The 25,882-nt window shown below is 61.2% G+C and carries 21 protein-coding genes and 1 pseudogene; 15 read left to right on the forward strand and 7 right to left on the reverse strand.

Going from position 1 to position 25,882, the window contains the following annotated elements:
- The first annotated feature begins 37 nt into the window (after nt 1-37).
- On the forward strand, nt 38-1,096 hold the full coding sequence (locus tag P273_RS0105305; RefSeq protein ID WP_024627435.1) for a LacI family DNA-binding transcriptional regulator: 1,059 nt from the start codon (nt 38-40) through the stop codon (nt 1,094-1,096).
- Here the strand turns inward: P273_RS0105305 and P273_RS0105310 are convergent, their stop codons facing one another.
- A complete protein-coding gene (locus P273_RS0105310; RefSeq protein ID WP_024627436.1) occupies nt 1,097-2,668 on the reverse strand; it encodes an MDR family MFS transporter in 1,572 nt (523 codons plus the stop codon). It lies immediately after the preceding gene.
- A 329-nt stretch (nt 2,669-2,997) separates the two neighbouring features.
- On the opposite strand from P273_RS0105310, the gene P273_RS0105315 reads away from it, so the two are divergent.
- From P273_RS0105315 to P273_RS0105335, 5 genes are all read left to right on the forward strand, one after another.
- Complete coding sequence (locus P273_RS0105315; protein WP_024627437.1) at nt 2,998-4,146, forward strand: phosphate ABC transporter substrate-binding protein PstS; 1,149 nt, start codon at nt 2,998-3,000, stop codon at nt 4,144-4,146.
- A complete protein-coding gene (gene pstC / locus P273_RS0105320; protein WP_024627438.1) occupies nt 4,143-5,096 on the forward strand; it encodes a phosphate ABC transporter permease subunit PstC in 954 nt (317 codons plus the stop codon). The genes P273_RS0105315 and pstC overlap by 4 nt, the downstream gene beginning before the upstream one ends.
- Nucleotides 5,093-6,073: a phosphate ABC transporter permease PstA gene (gene pstA, locus P273_RS0105325; RefSeq protein WP_024627439.1), complete on the forward strand. Its 981-nt coding sequence runs from the start codon at nt 5,093-5,095 to the stop codon at nt 6,071-6,073. Before pstC ends, pstA begins: the two co-directional genes overlap by 4 nt.
- A gap of 31 nt (nt 6,074-6,104) precedes the next feature.
- Nucleotides 6,105-6,884: a phosphate ABC transporter ATP-binding protein PstB gene (pstB, locus tag P273_RS0105330; protein ID WP_024627440.1), complete on the forward strand. Its 780-nt coding sequence runs from the start codon at nt 6,105-6,107 to the stop codon at nt 6,882-6,884.
- Nucleotides 6,885-6,952: 68 nt separating this feature from the next.
- The gene (locus tag P273_RS0105335; protein ID WP_024627441.1) at nt 6,953-7,939 is read left to right on the forward strand and encodes an AEC family transporter; all 987 of its coding nucleotides are present in this window, start codon (nt 6,953-6,955) and stop codon (nt 7,937-7,939) included.
- 4 nt (nt 7,940-7,943) lie between these two features.
- Here the strand turns inward: P273_RS0105335 and P273_RS0105340 are convergent, their stop codons facing one another.
- Nucleotides 7,944-8,159 carry a hypothetical protein gene (locus P273_RS0105340; RefSeq protein WP_024627442.1) on the reverse strand — a complete coding sequence of 72 codons (216 nt, stop codon included), beginning with the start codon at nt 8,157-8,159 and terminating at the stop codon, nt 7,944-7,946.
- A gap of 206 nt (nt 8,160-8,365) precedes the next feature.
- Between P273_RS0105340 and P273_RS0105345 the strand changes: the two genes are divergently transcribed.
- Entirely contained in the window at nt 8,366-9,766 is a 1,401-nt protein-coding gene (locus P273_RS0105345) for an NCS2 family permease (RefSeq protein WP_024627443.1), read from the forward strand.
- Nucleotides 9,767-9,959: 193 nt separating this feature from the next.
- On the opposite strand, the gene P273_RS09820 is transcribed toward P273_RS0105345, so the two are convergent.
- From P273_RS09820 to trxA, 4 genes and pseudogenes are all read right to left on the reverse strand, one after another.
- Entirely contained in the window at nt 9,960-13,199 is a 3,240-nt protein-coding gene (locus P273_RS09820) for an InlB B-repeat-containing protein (RefSeq protein ID WP_253269580.1), read from the reverse strand.
- A 72-nt stretch (nt 13,200-13,271) separates the two neighbouring features.
- Nucleotides 13,272-13,802, reverse strand: a pseudogene (locus P273_RS10255) (InlB B-repeat-containing protein); the annotation flags it as partial.
- Between the two features lie 269 nt (nt 13,803-14,071).
- Nucleotides 14,072-15,055 (reverse strand): G5 domain-containing protein, encoded by a 984-nt coding sequence (locus P273_RS0105355; RefSeq protein WP_034524889.1) that lies wholly within the window; start codon nt 15,053-15,055, stop codon nt 14,072-14,074.
- A 173-nt stretch (nt 15,056-15,228) separates the two neighbouring features.
- Nucleotides 15,229-15,573: a thioredoxin gene (trxA, locus tag P273_RS0105360; protein ID WP_024627446.1), complete on the reverse strand. Its 345-nt coding sequence runs from the start codon at nt 15,571-15,573 to the stop codon at nt 15,229-15,231.
- A 171-nt stretch (nt 15,574-15,744) separates the two neighbouring features.
- Between trxA and P273_RS0105365 the strand changes: the two genes are divergently transcribed.
- The 8 genes from P273_RS0105365 (at nt 15,745) to P273_RS0105400 (ending at nt 25,170) form a co-directional block, all read left to right on the forward strand.
- Nucleotides 15,745-16,374, forward strand: coding sequence for an NUDIX hydrolase family protein (locus P273_RS0105365; protein ID WP_024627447.1), 630 nt, complete (start codon nt 15,745-15,747; stop codon nt 16,372-16,374).
- 23 nt (nt 16,375-16,397) lie between these two features.
- The gene (locus P273_RS0105370; RefSeq protein WP_024627448.1) at nt 16,398-17,255 is read left to right on the forward strand and encodes an alpha/beta fold hydrolase; all 858 of its coding nucleotides are present in this window, start codon (nt 16,398-16,400) and stop codon (nt 17,253-17,255) included.
- Nucleotides 17,252-18,289 carry an NAD(+) diphosphatase gene (gene nudC / locus P273_RS0105375; RefSeq protein WP_024627449.1) on the forward strand — a complete coding sequence of 346 codons (1,038 nt, stop codon included), beginning with the start codon at nt 17,252-17,254 and terminating at the stop codon, nt 18,287-18,289. Before P273_RS0105370 ends, nudC begins: the two co-directional genes overlap by 4 nt.
- Nucleotides 18,290-18,376: 87 nt before the next feature.
- Nucleotides 18,377-19,975 (forward strand): L,D-transpeptidase family protein, encoded by a 1,599-nt coding sequence (locus P273_RS0105380; protein ID WP_216476356.1) that lies wholly within the window; start codon nt 18,377-18,379, stop codon nt 19,973-19,975.
- Nucleotides 19,976-20,014: 39 nt separating this feature from the next.
- Nucleotides 20,015-20,428, forward strand: coding sequence for a glycine cleavage system protein GcvH (gene gcvH / locus P273_RS0105385; protein WP_024627451.1), 414 nt, complete (start codon nt 20,015-20,017; stop codon nt 20,426-20,428).
- Nucleotides 20,429-20,438: 10 nt separating this feature from the next.
- Nucleotides 20,439-21,629 (forward strand): App1 family protein, encoded by a 1,191-nt coding sequence (locus tag P273_RS0105390; protein ID WP_024627452.1) that lies wholly within the window; start codon nt 20,439-20,441, stop codon nt 21,627-21,629.
- A 7-nt stretch (nt 21,630-21,636) separates the two neighbouring features.
- On the forward strand, nt 21,637-24,060 hold the full coding sequence (locus P273_RS0105395) for a S9 family peptidase (RefSeq protein WP_024627453.1): 2,424 nt from the start codon (nt 21,637-21,639) through the stop codon (nt 24,058-24,060).
- Nucleotides 24,061-24,126: 66 nt separating this feature from the next.
- Nucleotides 24,127-25,170 carry a 3-isopropylmalate dehydrogenase gene (locus P273_RS0105400; RefSeq protein WP_024627454.1) on the forward strand — a complete coding sequence of 348 codons (1,044 nt, stop codon included), beginning with the start codon at nt 24,127-24,129 and terminating at the stop codon, nt 25,168-25,170.
- 189 nt (nt 25,171-25,359) lie between these two features.
- Here the strand turns inward: P273_RS0105400 and P273_RS0105405 are convergent, their stop codons facing one another.
- Complete coding sequence (locus P273_RS0105405) at nt 25,360-25,776, reverse strand: hypothetical protein (RefSeq protein WP_024627455.1); 417 nt, start codon at nt 25,774-25,776, stop codon at nt 25,360-25,362.
- Nucleotides 25,777-25,882: the final 106 nt, after the last annotated feature.

Consider the following 25,882-nt stretch of genomic DNA (forward strand, 5'->3'; position numbering starts at 1 on the left):
TAGTGCCTTGGAGGTTGTTGCATTCTAGGGGGTGCCTATGGCTACGGATGAAGGACGTCCAGGTAAGCGGATCACCTTGCGCGAGGTGGCCAGCAAGGCGGGTGTTTCGCTGAAGACCGCGTCCAATGTGATCAACGGCAATGGCCGTATGTCCAAGGCGACACGTGCGCGTGTGCAGCAGGTGATTGACGAATCGGGATACAAGGTCAATGCCGCGGCCCGTAATTTGCACCGGAACAAAACCGGTATCATTACGCTGGCTGTGCCTTCGTTGACACCTCCCTACTTGGCCGAATTGGCTAATAGGGTCATCGACAGCGCCCGCCTGCGGGACTATGCAGTCTATGTCAGCACCTATGCCGAGGGGTCTGCCAAGGGTGCGCATGAGATTTTGGCATCCTTTAACAGCACCATCAGTGACGGCATAATCCTTTCTATGTCGGAGCTTGAGCGGTTCGCTGTGGAGGACCTGGATGTGCGCTACCCCTTGGTTTGTGTAGGAGCGCGCACTACCCATGGAGTGGCGGATCATGTCATGGTCGATGATGCCGAAGCAGCTCGCATGGCCGCGGAGTACCTGTTTGATCGATCGGTGCGCTCGCTGGCGGTTGTTGGTCTGCATGCGCCGCTCGACCAAAATCAGTTGGAGGCCGCAATCGAAGGCAATGCCGAATTAAGGATGAAAGGCGTGCTTAAGGCGGTCCATGCCAGGGGACTGCAGCTGGATGATCGACTTCTGGGGGTTACCGGTTATGACTGGACCTTGGGCAGTGGGTACCTGACCATGCAGAGGATATTAGAGACGGGGGTGCCCTTTGATGGGGTGGTTGCTCTCAATGATCAGCTGGCTATCGGCGCACTCTCGGCTCTGACTGCTTACGGCAGAGCCGTACCCGACCAGGTCCAGATTATCGGGTTTGACAATATCGAAGAGTCGGCTTATCTGCAGACTCCGCTTACTACCATGGATTCCTGCTTGGGATGGATCTCGCGGACCTGCGTCGACCGCGTCCTGGGACGTATCGGAGGCAGAGCTACGGCTCCCCAGGATCTTGTCATAGGATCGCAGGTCATAGCCCGCAAAACCACTCGGTGATCAGTCCTGGGCCTTGGATTCGGCGGGGGAGGCAGTGACGGCAGGTGTGTCGGTGTGGATGATGTGCATGTGGCGCAGGAGCATGCGGGTCATCTGACGGCCGGAGCCGGCGCCGTTTCCACGAACGCCGAAGTAGACCAGCAGAACCATGCCCAGGCAGATCAGTGCCGAGATGCGCAGGGCCCACTGTACGCCGAAGATGTTGGCTGCGATCTGGGTGGAGTGACCACCGCCCATGGCGTTGTGACGCAGGGCAGTGATGGTCTCCATGAGAATGACCAGGATGGGTGCGCCGACAGCGCCGGCAATCTGACGGGCCGTGTTGGTGACGGCCGAACCAGCTGAAACATCCTTGGGAGCCAGGTTGTTCAGGGACCAAGTGGTCAAGGGCATCAGGGTGAAGCCCATGCCGATCTGGCGGATGAACTGGCAGATGGAGACCAGGCCGATCCAGGTGTTGGCGCCGATCATGCTCATGGCTATGGTGCCCAGCAGCAGCACTGAGCATCCCGTCATGGCCACGGGCCGTGCGCCCCAGCGATCCAGCAGCCGACCTCCGAAGAACTGGGCGATAGCGGTGCCGATGGCTCCAGGCAGCATGACCAGGCCGCTCATGGTGGCCGAGAAGCCGCGATCGGTCTGGATGTACATGGGCAGGATGACGGTGACCGAGCTGAAGGCGAAGAAGGACATGGAGGCGATGATGGTGCCTACGGTGAAGTTCTTGATCCGCAGCACATGCAGGTCCAGCAGGGGCTTGTCGTGGTGGAGCTGGCGAAGGACGAACCAGATGATCCCGATCAGGCCTACCAACATGAAGGGCCAGGTCATGAAGGAGGTGATGGGGAAGTTCTCGATGTTGGTGAAGCCGAACATGAGGCCGCCGAATCCGAAGATGGACAGGGCAACCGAGAAGAAGTCCGCCTTGACGCTGGTATCGCGCTGGCCGAAGTTGCGCAGGCCGAAGATGGACAGGAGCAGCGCCACGGCCCCGCAGATGCTCAGGGTCAGGAAGATGGAGCGCCAGCCGTTGGCGTCGGTCTGCCAGCCGCCCAGGGTGGGGCCGATGGCCGGGGCCACACTCATGGCCAAGCCCACAGTGCCCATGGCCATACCGCGCTTGGCCAACGGATAGATGGAGAAGACGGTGATCTGCAGGACGGGCCACATGGTTCCCGTGCCTACGGCCTCCAGGATGCGGCCCAGCAGGACCAGGGCGAAGGTCTGCGACTGCCAGCTGAGCAGGGATCCCAGGGTGAAGACGGCCATGGAGGTGATGACGATCTGCCTGGTGGAGAAGCGTTTGGTCAGAAAGCCGGTCAACGGCACCATGACGCCCATGACCAGCTGGAATACCGAGGTCAGCCACTGGCCGGTGGTCAGGGTGATGTGGAACTCGTCCACAATGGTGGGCAGGGCCGAAGCCAGCTGCAACTGGGTGAAGTTGCCCAGGAAGGTGATGACGGTCAGGATGGCCAGCGACAGGAAGGCTTCATGGGTGAGCTTTCCGTTGACGAAGGCTCCATCCTTGCTGAGGGTCCGCCCTTGCCTGGCGAGCTCCTGCTTCCTCATGCACCACCACTTCCTTCGGGTTAGTCCTCGCTGCGCATACCGCTCCCTGCGGTGCCGTCCTAGAAAGCAAATCAGGGCATACCGATACCGGTGACACTATGAAAAAGAACAAGAGAGCTAAGCGTCTGACAATGACCTTATGATATACCCGGCTGTGGATTGTGATTGGTTTTTTCCACATGGCTGACGCGGATGTGACGAGTTTGTCCGACGGCCAGCGTTTCCAGTATGCTGTGTGAGGCGGGCTTCGCTAATGTGAATACGGGAAAGTCCAACACGGGCTGATAAGGACGGACGTTTGAAATGAAACGGCGGTCAAGGTAGGTAGCATGCACGCACATGGTCATGGTCGTGGTAGATTCCCGGCCCTCCTCATGTCCCTGGCAATGATTATTCCCCTAGCGGCCTGCGGTGACAACGTCCCCATTGCAAGCAGCACAACAGGCAACACTGCAAATCAGACGCTGTTCCAGGGCGAGTTCGCCGGATCCGGCGCATCCTCCCAGCAGAGCGCCGACGAGGCCTGGATAGCCGGCTTCCGCAAGCAGCATCCAGGGGCGCGTATTTCCTATGATCCGGCAGGTTCCGGTGCTGGTGTCAACGCCTTCCTTTCGGGCTCAACCATCTGGGCCGGAACCGATGCGCCGCTGACAACAGAGCAGCTTGAGCGCTCGCGTAAGGTCTGCGGTTCCGGTACGGCCTTTGACCTGCCCGTTTACGCCACTCCAATCGCCGTGGCCTACAATCTTCCTGATCTGTGGCCCAAGGGTTCAGGCGGCCATTTGCGGATGGATCCGGCTCTGATCGCCATGATCTTCTCCGGAAAGGTCACCAATTGGCGGGATCCGCGCATAGCGACCCTCAACCCGGGAGCCAATCTACCTGACCTGGACATCACCGTGATTCATCGTTCGGACAAGTCGGGCACCACAAAAAGCTTCCTGAACTACCTGCACGACACGGCCGGGTCCGCTTGGCCTTACCCAGCGGGCGAGAATTGGCCTAACGACCTGGGGCAGGGCGCCAAGGGCACTGCTGGGGTGGTCATGACCATGAACCAGGCGAAGGGTACCTTTGGCTATGCGGACGCAGCCCAGACCACCGGGCTGGGTACGGTGGCCGTCCAAGTGGGGAAGACCTGGCAGCCGCCTACGGCCAAGACCACGGCCAACCTGCTCGATCTGGCCCAGCGGGATCCCCAGGCCAGCCAGCCTGGACGGGTGGTTCTGGCTGTGGACCATCGCACCAGCCGGAAGCATACCTATCCCATCGTCCTGGTCTCCTACGACGTGGTCTGCACCGCCTATCGAGATGATCAAGACGGATCCAAGGCTCGGTTCGCCAAGGCCTGGCTGACCTATCTGCTGAGCGAGCAGGGCCAGCGCATGGCTGCGGCCAACGCGGGCAGCGCCGAGCTGGGCCAGGGGCTGCGCAGTCAGGCCATGGCTTCGGTGGAGACCATCGGGGGGAAGGCATGAGCGAGCAACCTGACGGGACCGCAACCCTGAACAAGGCCAAGCGTGTGGATAGGATTTTCAAGGCCTGTGCCACCGGGGCGGGCATCCTGATCCTGTTGGCCCTGGCTGCGGTCACCCTCTTTCTGATCCTGCGGGTCTTTCCAGCCTTCACTGGGGACCCGGATTCCCGCACCCAGGCCATCCTCTCCCTGAGCGGTGGACGGGCCAGCAGTTTCCTGGGCTATGTGGGCCCGCTGGTTTTCGGCACCATTCTGATTGCCGGCCTGGCCTTGCTCTTGGCCTTCCCTGTCTCCCTGGGCATCGCCCTCTTCATCGGCTACTACGCCCCCGCCCGCTTGTCCACGCTACTCAGCACAGTGATCGACCTGCTGGCCGCCGTGCCCTCGGTGATCTATGGGCTCTGGGGAGCTCTGGTCCTGGTTCCCAATATCACCGGCTTTTGGCGCTGGCTGTCTGTTCATTTGGGTTGGATTCCGCTCTTTTCCGGACCCGTTGCAGCCCCGGCCCGGTCCGTGGCCACCGTGGCCCTGGTGCTGGCGGTCATGATTCTGCCCATCATTACCTCGGTCACCCGCGACATCCTGGTCCAGGCCCCCCGACTGCAGCAGGAGGCCGCCTTGGCCTTGGGTGCCACCAAGTGGGAGATGATCCGCCTTGCAGTTCTGCCCTTCGGTCGTTCGGGCATCATTTCGGCCTCCATGCTGGGGCTGGGACGCGCCCTGGGCGAGACCATGGCGGTGCTGATGATTCTCTCGCCAGGCTTCAGCTACTCCCTGCGGCTGCTGCAGGCTTCAAAAAGCCAAACCATCGCCGCCAACATCGCTGCCCAGTTCCCTGAGGCGGACTCCCAGGGTGTGGCCCTCCTTGTGGCCACCGGTCTGGTCCTCTTCATTATCACCTTTATCGTCAATTATCTGGCGCGTAGGATCACAGCAAAGGCGGGTGCATGATGGCAAGCCGCACTGATCGTGGGCCGGTTATCGATTTTGATCGTTTCAGGCCAACCAGGTCCTCCATACGGGCCCGCAAGCGCAAGGACCGGCTGATGACCGTCCTGATCGGGCTCTCCTTCCTGGTCGCCCTGATTCCGTTGGTTTCGGTGCTTTGGGTCAGCCTGTCCAAGGGCGTGCGACGGTTGACACCGGACTTCCTCACTCACAACATGAGCGGTGTGGTAGGGGGCAACCCCACGCCGACCGGGGGCTATGGCGGTATTCTGCACGCGGTAATCGGCACCCTGGAGATCACCCTTGGATCCATGGTCATATCCATTCCGGTGGGCGTCATGTGCGCGGTCTACCTGGTTGAGTACGCCCATGGAGGTCGCCTGGCCAAGGCCATCAGTCTCATGGTGGACGTGATGAGTGGGATTCCCTCCATCGTGGCCGGCCTCTTTGCCTTCTCCATGTTTGCCCTGGTGGTCGGACCGGGTACCGTCAACGGATTGGCCGGTTCAGTGGCCCTCTCCCTGCTCATGCTGCCCACGGTGGTCAAGACCTCCGAGGATATGCTGGCCGTGGTTCCCAACGACCTGCGCGAGGCGGCCTATGCCCTGGGGGTGACCAAGCAGCGGACCATCACCAGCATTGTTCTGCGCACGGCCCTGCCTGGCATTGTTTCGGGCACCATTCTGGCTGTGGCACGGGTCATCGGGGAGACAGCACCGCTGTTGATAGCCTCGGGCTTCATCGCCACCACCAACCCCAACCTCTTCTCCGGGAGGATGACCACCCTGCCGGTCTTCGTCTACAACGAGTATTCCCAGGGGCTGGCCGTCTGCGGGCCGGGCGCTGACCCGGGTTGCCTGACCGACGTCCACATGCAGCGGGCTTGGGCGGCGGCCCTGGTGCTGATCCTTATTGTCCTGCTGCTCAACCTGCTGGGGCGGCTGGTTTCACGCATCTTTGCTGTTGGGCGGACCCGTTGAGCGCCGCCATGAGAGGAACGGAGGCCGGAACATGGGCCAACGCATAGACATCAACCATTTGAACGTCTACTACGGCGACTTCCTGGCCGTCCAGGACGTGAACATGCGCATCCAGGCCAACAAGGTCACCGCCTTCATCGGTCCCTCCGGCTGCGGCAAGTCCACGGTCCTGCGCACCTTGGACCGCATGCACGAGATCACTCCGGGGGCGCATGTCAGCGGGCAGGTGCTACTGGAGGGTCGTGACCTTTACGGGCCGGACGTGGATCCGGTCGAGGTGCGCCGGGACGTGGGCATGGTCTTCCAGAGGGCCAACCCCTTCCCGACCATGTCCATCCGGGAGAACGTCCTGGCTGGCATACGGCTCAACAAGAAGCACATCGCCAAGTCTGACGCCGACGATCTGGTGGAGTGGGCCCTGCGCGGTGCCAACCTTTGGAATGAGGTCAAGGATCGCCTGGACAAGCCGGGTATCGGGCTTTCGGGCGGTCAGCAGCAGCGACTCTGCATTGCCCGTGCCGTGGCCGTCCACCCCCAGGTCCTGCTCATGGACGAACCCTGCTCGGCCCTGGATCCTATCTCCACCTTGGCTGTGGAGGATCTGATCAACGAGCTCAAGCGGGACTACACCATCGTCATCGTCACCCATAACATGCAGCAGGCCGCCAGGGTCTCGGACTATACAGCCTTCTTCAATCTCAAGGCCGTGGGTCAGCCTGGCCACCTGGTGGAGATGGACGACACCACTACCATCTTCTCCAATCCGCACGAACCGGACACCGAGCGCTACATCTCCGGTCGCTTCGGCTGAGACAGACCCGGTCTGCGCCCCCGCCCGTCAGGTATCATGGTTCCGGCATCCACGGAAGGAGCGAGGGCATGGGAGTACTGCTGGAACCGGCCACCCTCTTGGGCATCATCCTGGTGGGCTACCTGTTCAAGCGTTTTGGACTCTTTCGTCCGCTGGACTACCGGGTGCTGCAGACCGTGGTGTTCGACCTGGTCCTGCCCGGGGCCATCATCTACTCCTTCGCCACCAACCCTCACGATCCCAGCCTGCTTCTGGTCTCGGCCTTCGCCTTCGTGGCCTCGCTGATTCCGCCCCTGGCCATCTTCCTGACCAGCAGGCATCGGCCTACGGCTCAGCGGGCTTTTCTTATGCTCAATGGATCGGGTTTCAACATCGGGTGCTTCTGTTTCCCCATGCTTCAGTCGCTGCTCGGCACAGCGGCTCTGGTTCCCGCCGCCATGTTCGACATCGGCAACTCGGTCATGGTTTCTGCGGGGACCAACGTCATGACCCAGGGGCTTCTGCATATTCGACCCGGCCAGTCCCTGGATCCCGATGCGGGGGAACCGGTCAAGCTGGATGACCCTGATGCGCGCAAACTCCATCGCAAGGCCGCAGCCGTCTCCATAGTCAAGGGCTTCCTGAGCTCGCCCTCCTTCGACACCTATATGGTCATGGTGTGCTTCACGCTGGCCGGAATCTCGTTGCCGGACTGGTCGGCCCAGATCACCCGGCCATTCTCAGCGGCCAACGCCTTCTGCTCCATGCTTATGGTGGGCATGCTCATGGACTTGCCTGGCGGATGGGATGATATTAAGTCCGTACTGCAGATTCTGGCCTGGCGACTGCCCTTCGGCATCCTGTTCGCGACGGCCGCATGGTATTTGCTACCCTTCGAACCCTTGATTCGTCAGGCGGTGGCCCTGTGTTGTCTGGCTCCGACGGCGGTTTTCGCCACCATGTTCACCGACAAGGTTCTCGGCAACGCCCGTCTGGCGGGTTTCACCCTGGCGCTGACTGCGGTCATCGGTGCGGTCCTCATGGTTTTGGCACACTTGCTGATGGGCGCCCTCTGAGGATTCATTCTTTCTTGTCGTCTTTCTTATCGTCTTTGCCCTGGTCGCGACGCTCCTGCTCCTGGCGCAGGGTGCGGCCCTCGCGGGTGCGTTGTTTGTTGACTGTGGCGGCTGCGATCCGCTCAGCGGCGCGTTCATCCTGTCCACGATCGACTTCGCTGTCATGCACGTGCTGATACTGCTTCTGATCGTCCGGATCCCAATGATTGTTCCTGGCCATATGTCCCTCCTCGAAAGCGCCGTGCCCTTCAACTCATCCCCAGGTAAGGAAGGCTTCAGGGCCCTGCCGGTATGCCGATTATAGGTGAGCGGACAGTTCTGCGGCGGTATTGGAACTCAATAGGAGGGACTTGTAACAGAAAAAGCCGAGTGCTCGTGATATTCTTTCCTTGTCTCATCGCCAAATAAGACAATAAGGAATCGAATATGCATAAGCTATTTCGGCTTTCGGATAATAATACCACAGTCTCTACAGAAGTGGTAGCAGGCATCACCACTTTCTTCGCTATGGCCTACATCATCGTGGTGAATCCCTCGGTGCTTTCTACAGCGGGCATGCCTTGGGGTGCCGTCTTTCTTGCCACCCTGATCGCTGCCATCATCGGCACCCTGATCATGGGGCTGGTGGCCAACGTGCCCTACGGCGTGGCGCCAGGAGTCGGGTTGGATGCCTTCTTCACCTTCACCGTGGTCAAGGGGCTGGGCTTCACCTGGCAACAGACCATGTGCATGGTCTTCCTGTGCGGCCTGATCAACATCCTGGTCACGGCAACCAAGCTGCGCAAGATGATCATCCAGGCCATTCCGCCTCTGCTTCAGCACGCCATCGGTGGCGGCATTGGCGTCTTCATCGCCTATGTGGGTCTGCTCAATGTGGGCATCATCAAGTTCACCCCTGACAAGACCTCGGCGGCCGGCGCCAACCCTGGGCTGACCACTTTTAACACCCCTGGGGTCATTCTCTTCGTCATCGGCTTGCTGCTGACCGTCTTCCTGCTGATCTTCAAGTTCAAGGGTCACCTGGCCTTCATCAACAAGGGCGCCTTTGTCATCGCCATCATCGTGGTCACGCTCCTGGGCATTCCCATGGGGGTCACCAGCATGGCCAAGTCGGTCGATCTGGGTCAGGCCTGGTCACAGTTGCCGCAGACCTTCCTGGCCATTTTCAGTCAGGATGGATTCCCTGCGCTCTTCTCCGACCCGGCCAAGCTGCCGGTGGTTCTGGTGACCATCTTCGCCTTCTCCCTGTCGGACACCTTCGACACCATCGGCACCTTTGTGGGCACCGGCCGGCGCTCAGGCATCTTCTCAGCCGAGGACGAGCAGGCTCTGGAAAACGGCCGAGGCTTCAGCTCCAAGATGGATAAGGCTCTGTTCGCCGATGCCACGGCGACCTCCATCGGCGCCCTCTTCGGCACCTCCAACACGACCACCTACGTGGAGTCCGCAGCGGGCATCGCAGCTGGTGGCCGAACCGGCCTGACCTCGGTGGTCATCGCCGCCTGCTTCGCGCTCAGCGCCGTCTTCGCTCCCTTGATCTCGGCCGTGCCTTCGGCGGCCACTGCGCCCGTCCTGGTCATTGTGGGCTGCATGATGATGAGCTCCTTCGCCGAGATTGAGTGGGGCGAGCTGTCTGAGGCCATTCCGGCCTTCTTCACGGCCATCTTCATGGGCTTTGCCTACTCTATCTCCTATGGTGTGGCCGCCGGCTTCATCACCTACTGCCTGACCATGGTCTGCAAGCGCAAGGGCAAGGAGGTCCACCCCATCATCTGGGCGGTCTCTGCCCTCTTCATCCTGGACTTCGTGCTCCAGGCTGTACTCTAAGCCAGGTTTTAGAATTACGAGCCATCCACAAGCATCATTCTTCAGAGCTGTTGCTCAGCAGTGCGGTTCGTCGTCATGCTGTTGTCAGGTTGACCTGACTGTTTGAGGGTGCATATATAGAGCGAATCAGGCACAGAGACCGCAGCAGGGCCCCGACACCTTTTAGTGGCGGGGCCCTGCTCGTTTATGCCTGTCAGTGCTTGTGCCGAGCGGCTGCTTTTCTGCCTTGTGTGCTTTGTGCTTCAAGGCGTTGCCGGTTGGCGGCCAGGCCAGCGACTGCGGCCAGCAAGCCGGTTAGGATGGTCACTAGGATGCCTGCCTCTCCGGTCAGGGGGAGGATGCCATAGTGGATGAAACGGAAGGCATTGGTCTCATCGTTGGGTTGTGGAGCCCCATTGAGCGTCCAAGCGATGCTGACAGTCGTGTCGCCGGCCTGGTGGTTCGGCGTAAGCACAGTCCAGGCGCCGTCCTTCTGCCCCGTGGAGCTTAGGCTGGTTCCTGAGGTGCCTCCGAATTGTACTGCGGACGGGGTGCCGAGTCTGAAGGGGAAGAGCACGTTGACAGGAGAATAAGTTGTTTGTGTCGCGTTGTTTCCCAGCCTTCCTTGGCTGTTGTTTCCCCACCCCAATGTGCTGCCGTTGGAGGCGACGGCCAGGGTGTGGCCAGTGCCGGCGCTGACCTTGACGAAGTGGTCAATGCCTGATGGATTTCTCATTTTTGTAGGCTTGTTTAGGCTGCCTGTGCCTCCAGTCCCCAACATGCCTGTTGAGTTTTGACCCCAGCCCCAGATGCTTCCATTCTGGTCCAGAGCCAGCGAATTGCCGCTAACTCTGCTGCCTGTCAACTGCGTGAACGTGCTGACGTTTGTAGGCATGGCTACCAAGGATGGGGCAGTCCTTGTGGTGGTGTCGCCCAGGCCGAGCTCTCCATTGCTATTCCCGCCCCAGGACCATAGGCGTCCCAGATCATCGAGGGCGGAGGAGTGGCCGCTGCCGGCGATGATCTGAACAGGCTTGAAGCCGCCTGTCGGGTTGGTGCCCGGCTTGGCTTGGACAGGTGTGAAGGTGTAGCCATTAAGCGCCACATCGCTAGTATTGCCCAGGTCACCGTTCTGGTTCGATCCCCAGCCCCAGGCACGGCCCTGGGTGTCAGTTGCCAGAGAATGTGAGCCTCCCGCACTGACCTGTGCATAGTGGAATCCCGTCGTCTCACCTTGCGGGGTTGCGACCTGGACGGGTCTGGTGGTGATTCCTGTCATCGCCACAGTGCCAGAGGAAACACCCAGTTTGCCGAATTCATTGGATCCCCAGCCCCAGGCTCTGCCTTGCCCGTCTACGGCGAGGACATGAGTGATTCCTGCACTGATGCCGGTGAGGCTGAAGCTTGTTGCCGTCATCCCGCTTGGGGCTTGCACGCGAATCGGGCTTGAACTGTATGCAGATGAGCCATTGGTAGCAACAGTATTGTTGCCCAGCTGTCCAGAGCTGTTAAGCCCCCATGCCCAGACGTGACCCTGGTCATCCAAGGCCAATGAGAAGGCTTTTCCTGCACTGACCTGTGTGAATCGGTTCACGCCTGTCGGCTTGGGAATCTGAACCGGGGTCAAGCGGTCCGTTGTGGTCCCATCGCCAAGCTGTCCGTATGTATTGGCACCCCAGGAATAGACGTTTCCATCCGATCCGAGAGCCAATGAATGATCATCGCCGGCACTGACCTGGCTGAACCTAATGCCTCGCGCTGCAGGTGGAACCAGGGTCACCTTGGTCTGACCACTGTCGGGACCCTGCTTGGGAGAGATGTTCCATTGCCCAGTGCCTGCCGTCCAGTGGGCTGTCAGTTTCGTGGAACCCTTGACGGGGGAAGAAAAGTCGTAGGCCGCATCGCCGTTGAACCAGCCATCAAATAGGAAGCCGGGACGGGTCGGGTCTTGATCCGGTCTGGAAGCCATCTGGTCTTCGATGACCGACTGACTGGTGGGCTGGCTGCCGTCGGCCTTGTCGAAAGTGACAACATAGGTGAGCGGGTCATAGGTGTAGTCCAGGATCTCATCGGGCTGCGGACCATAGAGATTCCAGGTGATGGCCGTATCCACTCGACCCTTCCTATGAGCTGGTGTCACCACCTGCCAGTTTGTACCTGCTTTTTTGAGATTGCTGCCCAGTGTTTGGTCGAATTTGACCGCAGTAAGATCCGGTGTAAGCGGGAAGGCCGCCAGACCTGGTGTCAGCCTCTTGGCTTTGCTGTTGTCGTAACCTGTGGGAATGGTCGGATCACCTAGTTGGCCCCCGCAGTTCCACCCCCAAGTATACAGGTTTCCGTCTGACCCTAGGGCTAAGGATTGCTCCCATCCAGCGTAGAGCTGAACCCAGCTGGTTTCCTGTCCGGCCACTGAGGGTTTCGGTTTTTGCACCGGCCGCGGTCTGATGACGGTACTGGTCTCGCCGGTGGGTACGTCCGGAAAGCCTAGCTCGCCGTACCGGTTGACGCCCCAAATATAAAGATTGCCATCTGAACCGATGCCCATGCTGTGATAGTCCCTGCCCATGACCTGCTTCCAGGTGAATCCTGCAGGTGTCCCATCGGGGCGCGGTATGAGCGTAGGTACATGCCTGTCTGTTGTGGTGCCGTCTCCCAGGCGCCCGCTGTCATTCCATCCCCAACCGTAAAGATCCCCATTCGTAGTGATGGCGAAACTGTAGTCGGCTCCTACACTGAATTGCGAGAACGTGACCCCATTGGGCTGAAGGACTTGGGTTGGCGTCAAACGATCTGTTGTGGTGCCGTCTCCTAGGCGCCCATAACTGTTCCATCCCCAGGCATACAGTTTTCCGTCGGATCCCATGGCCAAGCAGCTGTATCGTCCCGTGGTCGCCCGGGTAAGGGTGATTCCCGCCGGCTTGCTGACGGGGACGGGTTTAGTGCTATATGCAGCTGGATTGTTAGGGCCTCTCGGAACGCTGGTATTGCCGAGTTGTCCATATGAGTTCAGTCCCCATGCATAGAGATTGCCGTCTGATCCCAAGGCCACAGTGTGGTCCCACCTGGTGTTTGCCTGCTTCCAGGTAAATCCAGGCGCGGCCCCATCCGGCTTTTTCACCGGAGCAGGTCTACTGCGGTTTTCGGTAGTTCCATCGCCCAGCTGTCCAGAAGCATTGAATCCCCAAGTGTAGAGGTTGCCATCTGAACCCATGGCCAGGGCGGAATGATCACCAGCGTCTACCTTCGTGAAAATGAATCCTGCTGGTACATTGGCTGGTTTGGCTACTTTTATTGGGGCTTGGTGATCGATGTTTGTGCCGTCGCCCTGTTGACCATAAGCGTTTTTGCCCCAGGAATAGATGTTGCCGTCCGAGCCTAGGGCCAGTGACTGGGTGGATCCTGACGTGATCTGTGAGAATTTGATGCCCCGGGTTGCCGGAGGAGTTACCGTCACGGTGGTGCCCCCCGATATAGCTCCATGTGCAGGTGCCAGGGACCAATGGCCATCGCCGGTTGTCCATTTTGCGGTCAGCTTCAGGTTGCTGGTGACGGGCTGGTTGAAGTCGTAGGCTACCTGGCCAATAAACCAGCCGTCAAAGAGGTACCCGTGCCTGGTGGGATCGGTCGGACGTTTCGCCTGGCCTTCCGAAGGGACGGTCTGAGTGTCAGGGGTCGTTGTGTCAGCTTGTGCCGTGTCAAAAGTGACCGAACATTGATTATTTAAGCAGGGGCTTGTCAACCGGGTGGAAGGAGCAGGGCTTGCTGAGCCTAGTGAAGTGGGGGATGGAAAGGCGGGAGAAGGTGTTGTTTGGATAGGGGAATCCAGCTTTTGAGTTACTGTTGGCGTTGGAGCATTAGGGGGAGCTTGGGTTGAGCTAGGTATAGTAGGGGTCACCCCCTCAGCTTCATTTTCCGTGCTTTGCGATGCTGTCGGGGATGCGGTTGCATCCGCCTGCGCCAGGTCAATCTCCGAGAGATTTCCCAATATCAACACTGAGGCGATAATGGCTGCAAGAGAAGCTACGCAGCATGCACGATTCCTATATGACGATTGCATACAGTCCCCTTTGAAAGCAACGGCGCATGCAACGTGGCATCTGCATCCCCAGCTCAATCCCCATGGCCAGCGTGCATGACGTTTCAATCAAAGTTAGTTTATATCATATGGATCTGGAATACCAAGTTCTCATTGATGCCTCTCTTTTGCATTGACGGTCGGATTGTCGACAGGAAATCGGGACTGGTTGTTTCGTATATACAAAAAGAACTTCCGGCAAGCCGAACCAGCCTGCCGGAAGTTCTTGATTGAGTTTTATGAGAAAGGGATCAGTACCAGTTGGATGACTGGGATTGGGCCCACGCGCCACAGGGATTCCCGTAACGGCCCTGGATGTAGCCCAGTCCCCAGACGATCTGGGTGTGGGCATCGGTCTGCCAGTTGGGGCCGGCCGAGGCCATCTTGCTGCCGGGCAATGCCTGGGGAATACCATAGGCACCTGAGGGGTTGGCTGCGTTGGTCCGCCAGCCGGACTCCTTGTTCCACAGCTGCACCAGGCAGGTGAATTGATCCTCGCCCCAGCCGCGGGAGGTGACCAGATCATGGGCGATGCTCTGGGCTTCGCCTACAGGGGTCGTGGTGGTGGTCGAGCCGGACTGTGCAGGGGTGCCACCGCCAGTGCCCACCAGGATCACCTTGTCCACGGGGACGGTCTTGACGAAGGATGCGAAGATGTTGCTGGTCAGGTGCTTGCTGCCGGCTGCGGTGACCAGGCTGGTGGTCTCCATGACGCCGTTCTGTCCCTCGGTCTTGACCTTGGTGGTGCCTGACGGCAGGGAGTCGGTCTTCTCCTCGATGGTGTTGAAGGGGATGGGCGATTCGTCCGTCTTGACCTGGGCGTTGGCCCGGTCGATGCGGATGACGGTCTTCTCACTGACCCGGCTGGTCAGTGAGGGGGTAATTTGGTCGCCCGGTTGCAGGGTGATGTCTCCGGCCTCCAGAACCGATTTGACATTGGTGAAGCCGTTGCCCAGCACCACCTTGTTCTTTCCGTTGATCTGCACATTCACGTAGGAGGTATCGGAGTTGGCGCCGCCAGCACCATTGCGGATAGCCTGTCTGGTGCTCCCGCGGGACACTGTGCCCAGATCCTGGGTAGCGGAATAGGAAGTTACGCCTGACTTGGCAGAGCTCTCAGTGGATGTATAGAAGTCGCGCGAGACGAAGCCCGCGCCAATAACCATGCCGAGAACGGTGACACCGGCAGCCAATCGCAGCCACTGACGCTTGGTCAGAGCCTTGACCGCACTCATCCGTCCTCTACGGTGGTTCGCCATTACTCTCCTCTGTTGGACCGACAGATCCTCAGTGATCAGTCGACTGGTCAGTTCCTATCGACCGCACGCTTCCGGCAGTGCCGAAAGGGTCACTGGACAAACACAGCTCTACTGTAGTGCAAACCTGCTTTGGAACCAACTCGACTGACTCAAACCCGCGCCGGGGTTGACACATCGGCCTTGCGTGCCTGGTCGATCAGGTCGTCCAGATCCGAAGACCTGAGCGCGCCGGCCTGCTTGAAGATGATCTGCCCCTGCTTGGTGATCATCAGCGTGGGCACCGCCTGGATGTCGGCGGCCGCGGCCAGATCCTGGTTCTGGTCGATGTCCACCTTGCCGAAGACGATGTCGGTGTTAGCCTGCGACGCCTTCTCGAAGATGGGGCCGAAGGCCTTGCAGGGTCCGCACCAGGTGGCCCAGAAGTCAATCAGCACCAGGTCGTTGTCCTTGATGGTCTGCTCGAAGTTTTCCGAAGTAATAGTCGTGGTGGCCATGATAACGCTCCTTGAAGTAGTTTGACTGTCGCGCGGGAAGCTCCCGTGCTTAGCAACCGCTTTCAATCATCAGCATTCCATCAAGGCTGGAGAAAGCGCCCGAATATGCTCTGGGTGGAGATGTCCGCCGGGGTCCTGTGGGCGGTCAAGCCTGGTACGGATAATGGAACTATGCCAGTGCTGAACGACGAGATTCCCGATGATGACGACTTCGATGCCGATCGCGACCGTGGTGCTTTCTCACACATCACCCCAGAGGACTTCAACCGGGGTTTTTCGGGTTCGAATCCTCCCGGGTGGCTGGACCGTGACGCCATTGACCGTGCCCGGCGTTGCCTGCCCATGCCCTACGTGGAGGTAGTGCCGGTTCGCGTGGATGAAATGAGCGCTGTCACCCAGGTGGGTACCCTTTTGCGAGTGGATGATCAGGGCAACATCGAGCGCACCCTGATCACCGGACGGATCCTCTACCACGAAACCATCAGGGAGGCTCTGGCCAGAAACATTGCCAAGGATCTGGGCCAGCTGGCCCTGCCTATGCTGCCTGCCAGCCCGCAGCCCTTCACCGTGGCTGAGTTCTTCCCCACCCCAGGAGTCTCGGAGTACTACGATCCGCGCCAGCATGCCATTGCTCTGTGCTATCTGGTGCCGGTGGCCGGGGACTGCAAGCCCCAGGATGAGACCCTGGATGTGGAATGGATCGATCCCAAGGGCGACATGCTGGAGTCCTTCATAAGCCAGATGCCCGGTGGACACGGCAAGGTGCTGATGAGCGCCCTGACCTGGGCCGGTGCGCTGTGAGCCGTGAATCCTTGGAGGCGGGCATGACCATTGCCAATACCGTATATCGAAAGGGGGAGGGGCTGCCCTTGGTGCTGGTCCATGCCTTCCCCGTGGACCATCGCATGTGGGATCGGTGTGCGGCCTCGCTGATCGACCAGGCGGATCGTGCGGGTATGGCCCCCTTCCCTGTCTATGCTCCGGATATGCCCGGGGCAGGCGATTGTCCCCTGCCTGAGCCGGCATCCTGTGGTCCAGCTGACTCTGATGGCGCCCTGCCCGGTGCCCTGGATGCCATGGCTCAGGCCTTTGTAGACATGGTCGCCGCCACGGGGGCGCAGAAGGCCATCTGGGTCGGACTTTCCATGGGAGGCTACCTGGTCGAGGCCGTAGCCAGGCTTTACCCTCAGATGGTGGCTGGGCTGGCCCTGTGCGATACCACCATGAAGGCTGACCGCCCGTCCTCCCGAGCCAACCGGCTGCAGATCGCCAGAACCTGCGAGGTGGAGGGGACACTGGATCCGGTCATGCACTTCGCCAGGCCCCAGGAGGGCGATTCCACGGTCAAGCGTTCGCCCGCTTTTGTACAGACCATGACCGAATGGATACAGTCCCAGGACCCCCGGGGCATCGCCTGGCGTGAGCGGATGGCCGCAGGCCGCCAGGATCAGGGTGATCTGGTCGGCCGCATCAGAGTGCCTGCGGCCCTTGTCAGCGGCCGCTGCGATCCCTCCAGCCCTCCACGCACCATGGAGCCTCTGGCTCAGGCCATGCGCCAGGCCGGAACCGATGTCACTTTTACCGCCATCGACGACTGTGGCCACTTCAGTGCCGTCGAGCATCCAGACCAGGTGGCCGCTGCCCTGCTGGACCTGGTTCAACGCGTAGGGAGGCAAGCATGAGCGATCCTGAAACGGTCTTTTCCCCGCTGGCCCTTACCGGGCCCCTGCCCTTTTTGCCTTTGGCCCAGGGGGATGTGGACTATGACACGGCATCGCGGCAACAGCCCGGGTTGCTTGACCGTCTGCTGGACCAGGAGGGTACCAGTGTCATCCTGGTTCGGGGCGGGAAGGTGGCCGTGCCTAGGGGCAAGGGGGCCTTGGCCGGTCGCACCGGGGCCAGCATCCGTCTGGCTACCCTGCCCGCTGCCTACTTGCGGGGTCCTCTGGCAGGCTCGACGGGCCGGTTTGAGCCGCCCTGCTACTATCTGGGGAAGGCCGACCGTCAGGCCTGGCTGGCCCTGGATCTGGATCTTGCCTGCGCCGGTCAGGCTGTCCAGGGCCCTCTTCGTGACCTGGCTCAGGCCGCTGACCAGCGCTTCGATTGGCTGGCCCTGCGTGAGTATGCTCCTCATGGCCGTCCGCGGCAAGTGGGCCTGGCAACCTGCGCGGTCGCCCTGTCCGTGTGGCATGGACGCCAGGCCTTCTGCCCCCGCTGCGGTGCTCCGGTCCATCCCAGCCAGGCCGGATGGGCTCAGATCTGCCAGGGGAGTGCATCGGGAGACAGGCACACGCTCTTTCCCCGCATCGAGCCCGCAGTGATCATGGCCGTGGTGGACAGCCACGATCGGCTTCTGCTCCAGCACAATCGGCAGTGGGCTCCCGGTTTTCGTTCAGTCACCGCTGGATTCGTCGAGGCCGGGGAGAATCTGGAGCATGCAGTCCGGCGGGAGACCCTGGAGGAGGTGGGCCTGAACCTGGGTGAGACGCGGTACCTGGGCTCCCAGCCCTGGCCCTTCCCATCCTCCCTTATGGTGGCCTTCAGAGCCAGATCCATGAATACGGACATCCGGGTGGATGGTCAGGAGACCGATGCCGCCGACTGGTTCACGCGGGAGGAATTCGGCGCTGCTCTGGCCTCGGGCCAGTTGCGCATACCACAGGCGGCTAGTGTGGCCAGGCACATGATTGCACAGTGGTATGGCAGCGAGCTCTGACCCATTTGGGAAGTCCCGTGCTTTCGGACCTGGTCCTGTCGTAAGATATTGCAGGGAACTGTAAGCAGCGAAAGGTGTGCTATGGCCATGGAGGGGCAAGAAGAGCCTCGTATCTCGGACGTCGACCAGGCCGAAACTGTGACCATGCCGCCGACGACCGGCGACGGGCCCGACCCTGTGGACCTGTCCGCTGATAAGCAAGCGAATCGGGCACTGGGCGCAGGTCCCGCCCACGAAGCCCAGTCGAGCCGTCATCGGGGGCGTACCATCCTGGCCCTGCTGCTTCTGGCTGTGCTGATTCTGGTAGGGTGCTGGTTCGGCGCTCGCGCCTTCTTCCGCGATCGGGTGGCCCCCGGCGTCACCCTGGGCGGAAAGATCATGATGGGTCGGACCAACGACCAAGTCCGTCAGATTGTCGATCAGCAGGTGCGTGACTCCCAGGTGGAGCTCAAAGGCGAAGGGGCCTCCGCGCGGGCGGGGCTAAAGGACTTGGGCGTGAGTGTGGATCAGGATGCCACGGTCACAAGGGTCATGACTGCCAAGGGCTCTGCAGGTATTTCCCGGCTCAACCCCTTCCATAGCGAAGCTGTACCCCTGGTGGCCGAGCGGGACCAACTGGCCATGAACAAGTATCTGACCGAGCACTTCATCGACCGCCAGGACCGTTCCGTCCCCTCTACCATCGTCTTTGACTCCGGCGCTCACGCTTTCAGGGCCCAGGAGGGGCGTGGCGGCAAGGGTCCTGAGATGGGCCGTGTGCAAAATGCTGTCTCCTCTCTGATAGACAAGCCTGGCAGGCGGCTGGCCGTTGGGCTGGTTTACAAGGACGTGGGCATGCCCATCAGCCTGGATACCGCCAATCAGGTGGCTGCTCAAGCCAATCAACGGGTGGCCAAGGATCTGGTCATCAAGGGGACCGATGACGATGTCATGACTGTTCCGGCCGCCACCGTGGCCACCTGGGTCAAGCCGGTGACGGACCTGGGCAAGGGAACCATGGAGCTGGGCTTCGATCGGCAGGCAATTCAGCAGTACCTGGATCAGGAGCTGGCCCGGCATCTGGATCGGGATATGGTCACCGCCGTCAATGTCAAGAACACCAAGGGCGAAGTGGTGGCTGAGACCACCAAGGGTGTGGACGGGGTTCGGGTTTCGGATGTACCCGCCACAGCTGATCTGGTCGTCAAAGCCCTGGTCCAGGGTGACACGAACCCGGTCCAGGCGCGTGCCGAGGTCACCCCGCATAAGGAGCAGACACGTGTGGCCCGCTACGACGTGCCTGACGGCGACACCTGGATCCAGGTCAACCTGAGCGATCAGACCGCCACCGCCTACCATGGCACCACCGAGGTCAAGACCTTCCCCATCTGCTCAGGTAAGCCCTACGACGGGGACCAGTCAGATACCGGCACCTTCTTCATCAACGTGCGTTACACAGTCCAGACCATGCGCGGCCCCGGCTACGTCTCGCCCAACGTCAGATGGGTCTCCTACTACAACGGCAGTGAGGGCTTCCACACGGCCGACTGGAACTACGGGGGCATCGCCAAGGGCGACCCCACCCACTACGGATCCCACGGCTGCATCAATATGTACGAGCAGGATGCCAAGTGGATCTATGACAACGCCCCGGCCGGGACCATGGTCAAGGTGGAGGGTCAGGTTCCGCCAGGTCCGGCCCGGTAGATGCACCTGTCGCGGCAGACGGTCGAGTAGGCTGGAACCATGAGCGATGAACACAGTGATGGAACCTCCCGTTTGGACGTGCCTGACCACTTGAGGTATTCCCAGGATCACGTCTGGATCGACCCCAGTCAGTCTCCTGCGCCCATGGGCGTGACCGAGTATGCGGCTGACCAGTTGGGAGACCTGGTTTTTTTGGATCTGCCTGAGACCGGCACCCACGTCGATGCTGGCGACGAGGTCATCGAGCTTGAGTCCTCCAAGGCGGTGGAGCCGGTGGTTTGCCCAGTGGCGGGCACCATCGCCTACGTCAACAGGGCGGCCTCGGACGATCCGGAGGTCATCAATTCCGACCCTTATGGAGAGGGCTGGATAGCCAAGATCGACCTGGAGGACGATGAGCCTGATCTGATGAGCGCCGAGGAGTACGGTCAGCTACTGAAGAGCCTGAACTGACGGTTCAGACATGACCAGGCGATCCGGCCGCGATGAAAGGCCCCTGCGGGTCCGATCGGTCAGCACCACCTTCGATTCAGCCGCGCCCGGGGAGGGCATCGAGAGCAGACCTGCTCCGGTGCGTCTGCTGAGGCGCCTGGTAACGGGCGCCTTCGACCTCTGGGTGGGTCTGTCCATCAATATGACCGATCGCATGGGCTGGTCGGCCGACGTCCAACCCTATGTGGGCTACGGTACCGAGTCATACTCCCGACTGATCTGCCGCACTATTCTGACCGACGGCCGCAGACGTGAGGATCCGGCCATCCGGGGCATCCGCGGTCTGCTGACCGTACCCGCGCCCAGGACCAGGGTCAGGCTGGCCATTGACAGCACCGCCATCGGGAGGGTCCAGGTGGGCGATTCCTCGGTCTACGATGCCGTCGATCCCAGCCGCAGCCTGAGTGCGGATGCGGTCTTCTCCGACCGATCGGGCTATCTTGATCTGGTGGCCGAGCATCGGCTGACCCCAGGCGTGCACCGGGTCTCCTACCAGGTGCGGGGCCGCCGACCTGTCGACGCGCCGCTGTACATCGTGCCCAGTCAAACGCCGGTCGGTGTCATATCCGATGTGGATGACACCATCATGATCAGCCAGGTGCCCAATCATTGGAAGGCTGCCTGGAACCTGCTCCTGTCAAATCCGCACCGCAGGTCTTCGGTGCCGGGCATGGCCGTGCTCTACAACCGCATCCGCGACCTGGACCCCCGGATGCCCTTCTTCTATCTGTCGGCCTCGCCCTGGAATGTGGAGGGGTCCATACGCGGCTTCATCCGTGACCACGGCTTTCCGTCCGGCCCTCTGCTGCTGCGGGATCTGGATCCCAGGCCCAAGACCTTCGTGCCCTCCATCGTGCAACACAAGATGGAGTTCATCCACCAGCTCATGGCCGACTTCCCCCAGATGCGCTTCGTGCTTATGGGCGATGACGGGCAGAGCGACCCCGCCACCTTCGCCCAGGTGGTGCATCAATATCCGGACCGGGTCCTGGCCATCGGCATCCGTCAGCTGAGCCCCTCGGAGACCGGGCTGGGATCCTTGTTCAAGCGCACTGCCACCCAGCCGATGCCGGTGACGCAGGTGCCGGTCTTCTACGGGACCACGGGCGCCAATCTGATGCGGACCCTGTTGCCCTATCTGCGTCGTCGCGCCCGAATATAATCGCTCCATGAGTTTTTCGGCCGTCAACTCCATTCCTCCTCGTGCACAACGCCGTCCCACCGATCGATGCTTCCATGGGGATCACTTCGAAGATCCCTACGAGTGGATGCGCAACAGGGAGGATCCTGCCACCAAGGCCTATGTGCGCGACCAGAACAGCTACTGCCAGGAGCGTCTGGCCGGTCAGAAGGGTTTGCGGGCCACTTTACTTAAGGAGTTCACCGACCGGGTACAGCAGACCGACATGTCGGTGCCAACTCGGATGCACGGTTACTGGTACTTCTCCAGAACGCTTAGGGGCCAGGAGTACGGGGTGCAGTGCCGCCTGCCGGTGCGCGACCAGGATGACTGGGATCCTCCAACGGTTCAGGCCTCATCGGCGCCTGGATCCATGCCTGGCGAGGAGGTCATCTTCGACGCCAATGCCGAGGCGGAAGGCCACGACTTTTTCTCCCTGGGTTGCCTGGATCTGAGCGCCGACGGTCGGTGGATGCTCTATGGCCTGGACACCAGGGGCAACGAACGCTACGACCTGCGTATCCGGGATCTTTCCCAAGGCCGAGACCTGCCTGATCGGATCGACCAGGTCTCCTCCGGGGCAGTGCTGACCCCCGACGGCCGATGGGTCTTCTACACCGGCCTGGACAAGGCTTGGCGTCCGGACACGGTCTGGCGGCATAAGGTGGGCACTTCGGTCGACCAGGATGTCATGGTCTACCAGGAGGACGATGAGCGCTTCTGGGTGGGGCTGGGCCTGAGCTACGACGAATCCGCCATGCTGATTGCCACCGGGTCCAAGACCACCAGCGAGGTGCTCATGCTGGATTTGAATGAGCCAGAGGGCGAGTTTGTGCCCTTGATCCCTCGCAAGGAGGGGGTCGAGTACGACATCAGCCTGGCCAGGTTCGAAGATGCCGGTCCGGCAGGGGAGGATCTGCCGGTAGCTGTGGTCTACCACAATGTAAACAACCCCAACTTCGAGGTGGATCTGATCGATCTGCGCAGCCACCGTCCGCCTTTTCGACTGGGAGAAGGGGTGCGGCTGGCACAAGGCAGCCCCTATGGTTGCGAGCGCTCCGGAGACCTGGCCTCCCTGCCGCCCGAGAAGCCCTTTCGGGATCCGGGCAATCCGGCCATCCTCCAGGGCGCTCGCGGGCTGGGAATCGAAGGTCTGGGCATCCATCGCAGCTTCGTGGTCCTGACCTACCGGGCTGACAGTCTTCCTCATATGGCTGTTATTGCCAAGGATCAGGCATTTGAGGATCTGCGGGCGGGTCGGCCCTGGCGCTTCCGTGAGGTCCTGCCCGACCAGGCCAGGGACGGCATTGACCGTCTTTACAGCATCGGTCCCACTGATAACCCCTCCTACCAGGCTCCCGGGCTGCGCTACATCCGGGGCAGCTATGGGACCCCGGCCGAGCTGCGCGAGCTGGACCCGGTCCGGGGCGTGGATCGGTTGCTCAAGCGGGCCCGGGTGCTGGGTGATTTCCGGTCTGAGCGCTATGCCGAGCGTCGGGTTCTGGTTCGTGTCAGGGATGGGGCCCTGGTGCCGGTCTCTCTGGTCTGGCGGCGGGGCATGCATCCGGGGCTGGATGCCTGCGGGAGGACCGGGCCTGATGACACGATTATCCAGGCTCCCGACCATCCTGAGCGCCGTCCCTGGCCGGACCATGATCCGGACAGGTCCGCACCCATGTTCATCACCGGATACGGAGCCTACGAGATCAGCCAGGACCCGGGGTTCTCCACCGGTAGGCTCAGCCTGCTGGACCGAGGCGTACTCTACGCCGTCCCCCATGTGCGCGGCGGCGGGGAGATGGGCCGCGCCTGGTACGAGCAGGGCCGCCGGCTGCACAAGGTCAACACCTTCCTGGACTTCATCGACGTGACTGCCGCCCTGCAGGCCCAGGGTTGGGCGGATCCACGTCATACCGTGGCCAACGGTGGTTCGGCCGGCGGGCTGTTGATGGGGGCCGTGGCCAATATGGCTCCCCAGCTCTATGCCGGCATCGAGGCGGACGTCCCCTTTGTGGACGCGCTGACCAGCATTCTGGACCCGGACCTGCCGCTGACCGTGACCGAATGGGACGAGTGGGGAGACCCCCTGCATGACCAGCAGGTCTACCGGTATATGCGCTCCTACTCGCCCTACGAGAACGTTCCCGATGCGGATTGTCGGCGTCGGCTCTTTGGCAGCGACCATTTCCCTGCCATCCTGGTGACCACATCCATGAACGACACCCGTGTGCTCTATGTGGAGCCGCTTAAGTGGGTGGCCAGGCTGCAGGAGCCGCAGGTGGGGGCCGATGCGCTGATCAGGATCGAGGTCCAGGCAGGCCACGGAGGCATCAGCGGACGCTACCGGCAGTGGGAGGAGCTGGCCTTCGAGAACGCCTGGTGCCTGTCCATCATGGTTCCTGAAAGCCGCTGAACCTGGCCTGTCCGGGATTCGGTCGGGGTCGGGAAAGGGCCCTGGCAGGCTCGTTATGCTCGGGGTATGACAAATAGCAAGCAGAAAACATATCACATTGCGGTCATTGCCGGTGACGGCATCGGCAAGGAGATCGTTCCCCAGGCTCAGGCTGTGCTGGAGAAGGTGACCCGGGGCAAGGCTGATATCCGCTATGAGGACTTCGACCTGGGCGCTGAGCGCTACCTGCGCGATGGAGCCATTCTGCCCGACGAGGATCTGGACCGGCTCAAGCAGCAGGATGCCATCCTCCTGGGGGCCATCGGCGACCCCCGTATCAAGGCCGGCATCCTGGAGCGGGGACTGCTGCTCAAAATGCGTTTCGAACTGGATCAGTATGTCAACCTTCGTCCATCCAAGCTCTACAAGGGCGTGGTATCACCCCTGGCCAACCCGGGTGACATCGACTTCGTGGTCGTGCGTGAGGGCACCGAGGGGCTCTATGCCGGGGCCGGTGGCTCCATTCGCCGGGGCACCCCCCAGGAGGTGGCCACCGAAGTCTCCATCAACACGGCATACGGGGCGGAACGGGTCATCCGCTACGCCTTCCAGCTGGCTATGAAGCGTCGCCGTCGTCTGACTCTGGTTCATAAGAAGAACGTGCTGACCAACGCGGGAGATATGTGGCAGCGGCTGGTCGACCAGGTGGGTCAGGAGTACCCCGACGTGGAGCGCGAGTACCTGCACATCGATGCCTCCACCATATTCCTGGTGACCGAGCCCAGCCGCTTCGACGTGATCGTGACCGACAACCTCTTCGGCGACATCCTCACGGACGAGGCGGGGGCTGTGGTGGGAGGCGTGGGCTACTCGGCCTCCGGCTGCATCAACGCCTCGGGCACCTACCCATCCATGTTCGAACCCATCCACGGGTCCGCCCCCGACATCGCCGGCAAGGGGATCGCCAACCCCACGGCTGCCATTCTCTCGGCTGGGATGCTCCTGGATCATCTGGGCTTTGAGGATGAGGCGGCCAGCATCGAACGGGCCGTGGAGGACGACATCGAACGCTCCGGCTCCACCCAGCGGAGCACGGAGCAGATCGGCAGAGATATCCTAAGCCGGCTGTGATCGGGCCGGATGGCGGCTAGACTGGAGGGCATGACTATGGATGATGCCCCCCAGCCGGACGACCGGCAGTCCAGCGATATGCCGACAGGGAATCCCGGCTTCGGTCCCTCCCCGTCCCCGCAGGTTTCGCCCGAGCAACAGGAGCCTGCCGGGGGAGATGCCACTGCCAAAACAGCGCAGTCGGGCCAGTCAGGTCCAGATGCAGTCGACGGGCAGCAACAGGCTTCGGGCTATCCCGCTGGCCATGATTTTGGCGGGGGGAATCAGAATCCGTATCAGACCGGTCAGTATTCCTCCGGTCAGTATCCCACGAGTCAGTATCCCCATGGTGGGTATCCGACAGGTCAGAGGGCCAATGCCGGATACCCGTTTGCCCCTCAGAACGGTGGCCAGTATCCTGGGGCGTATCAGCCAGGGCCCTATCAGCCCGGTCAGTATCCGACCGCCGGGTATCCAGCTGGTCAACAATATCCAACCGGTCAGCGATATCCTGGTGGCCAGTATTCCGGTGGCCAGTATCCGCCAAGGCCCTATCAGCCGGGACCGGGCTATCCCGGCCAGTACCCGTCTGGCCAGTACCCACCGAGCGGGTATCCGGGCAATCAATACCCAACAGGCCAGTATCCGGGCAATCAATATCCTGGTCGGCAGTATCCCCCGCAGGCTCCTATGCCTTGGCCCTATCCGGGCATGCCCCAGGGCGGGTATCCAG

The sequence above is a fragment of the Bifidobacterium sp. A11 genome, assembly GCF_000499185.1.
GTDB lineage: Bacteria > Actinomycetota > Actinomycetes > Actinomycetales > Bifidobacteriaceae > Bombiscardovia > Bombiscardovia mizhiensis.

Coding starts and splice junctions, on each gene's coding strand:
- P273_RS0105305 (WP_024627435.1), top strand. CDS start 38: ATGGCTACGGATGAAGGACGTCCAGGTAAGCGGATCACCTTGCGCGAG.
- P273_RS0105310 (WP_024627436.1), bottom strand. CDS start 2,668: ATGAGGAAGCAGGAGCTCGCCAGGCAAGGGCGGACCCTCAGCAAGGAT.
- P273_RS0105315 (WP_024627437.1), top strand. CDS start 2,998: ATGCACGCACATGGTCATGGTCGTGGTAGATTCCCGGCCCTCCTCATG.
- pstC (WP_024627438.1), top strand. CDS start 4,143: ATGAGCGAGCAACCTGACGGGACCGCAACCCTGAACAAGGCCAAGCGT.
- pstA (WP_024627439.1), top strand. CDS start 5,093: ATGATGGCAAGCCGCACTGATCGTGGGCCGGTTATCGATTTTGATCGT.
- pstB (WP_024627440.1), top strand. CDS start 6,105: ATGGGCCAACGCATAGACATCAACCATTTGAACGTCTACTACGGCGAC.
- P273_RS0105335 (WP_024627441.1), top strand. CDS start 6,953: ATGGGAGTACTGCTGGAACCGGCCACCCTCTTGGGCATCATCCTGGTG.
- P273_RS0105340 (WP_024627442.1), bottom strand. CDS start 8,159: ATGGCCAGGAACAATCATTGGGATCCGGACGATCAGAAGCAGTATCAG.
- P273_RS0105345 (WP_024627443.1), top strand. CDS start 8,366: ATGCATAAGCTATTTCGGCTTTCGGATAATAATACCACAGTCTCTACA.
- P273_RS0105355 (WP_034524889.1), bottom strand. CDS start 15,055: ATGAGTGCGGTCAAGGCTCTGACCAAGCGTCAGTGGCTGCGATTGGCT.
- trxA (WP_024627446.1), bottom strand. CDS start 15,573: ATGGCCACCACGACTATTACTTCGGAAAACTTCGAGCAGACCATCAAG.
- P273_RS0105365 (WP_024627447.1), top strand. CDS start 15,745: ATGCCAGTGCTGAACGACGAGATTCCCGATGATGACGACTTCGATGCC.
- P273_RS0105370 (WP_024627448.1), top strand. CDS start 16,398: ATGACCATTGCCAATACCGTATATCGAAAGGGGGAGGGGCTGCCCTTG.
- nudC (WP_024627449.1), top strand. CDS start 17,252: ATGAGCGATCCTGAAACGGTCTTTTCCCCGCTGGCCCTTACCGGGCCC.
- P273_RS0105380 (WP_216476356.1), top strand. CDS start 18,377: ATGGAGGGGCAAGAAGAGCCTCGTATCTCGGACGTCGACCAGGCCGAA.
- gcvH (WP_024627451.1), top strand. CDS start 20,015: ATGAGCGATGAACACAGTGATGGAACCTCCCGTTTGGACGTGCCTGAC.
- P273_RS0105390 (WP_024627452.1), top strand. CDS start 20,439: ATGACCAGGCGATCCGGCCGCGATGAAAGGCCCCTGCGGGTCCGATCG.
- P273_RS0105395 (WP_024627453.1), top strand. CDS start 21,637: ATGAGTTTTTCGGCCGTCAACTCCATTCCTCCTCGTGCACAACGCCGT.
- P273_RS0105400 (WP_024627454.1), top strand. CDS start 24,127: ATGACAAATAGCAAGCAGAAAACATATCACATTGCGGTCATTGCCGGT.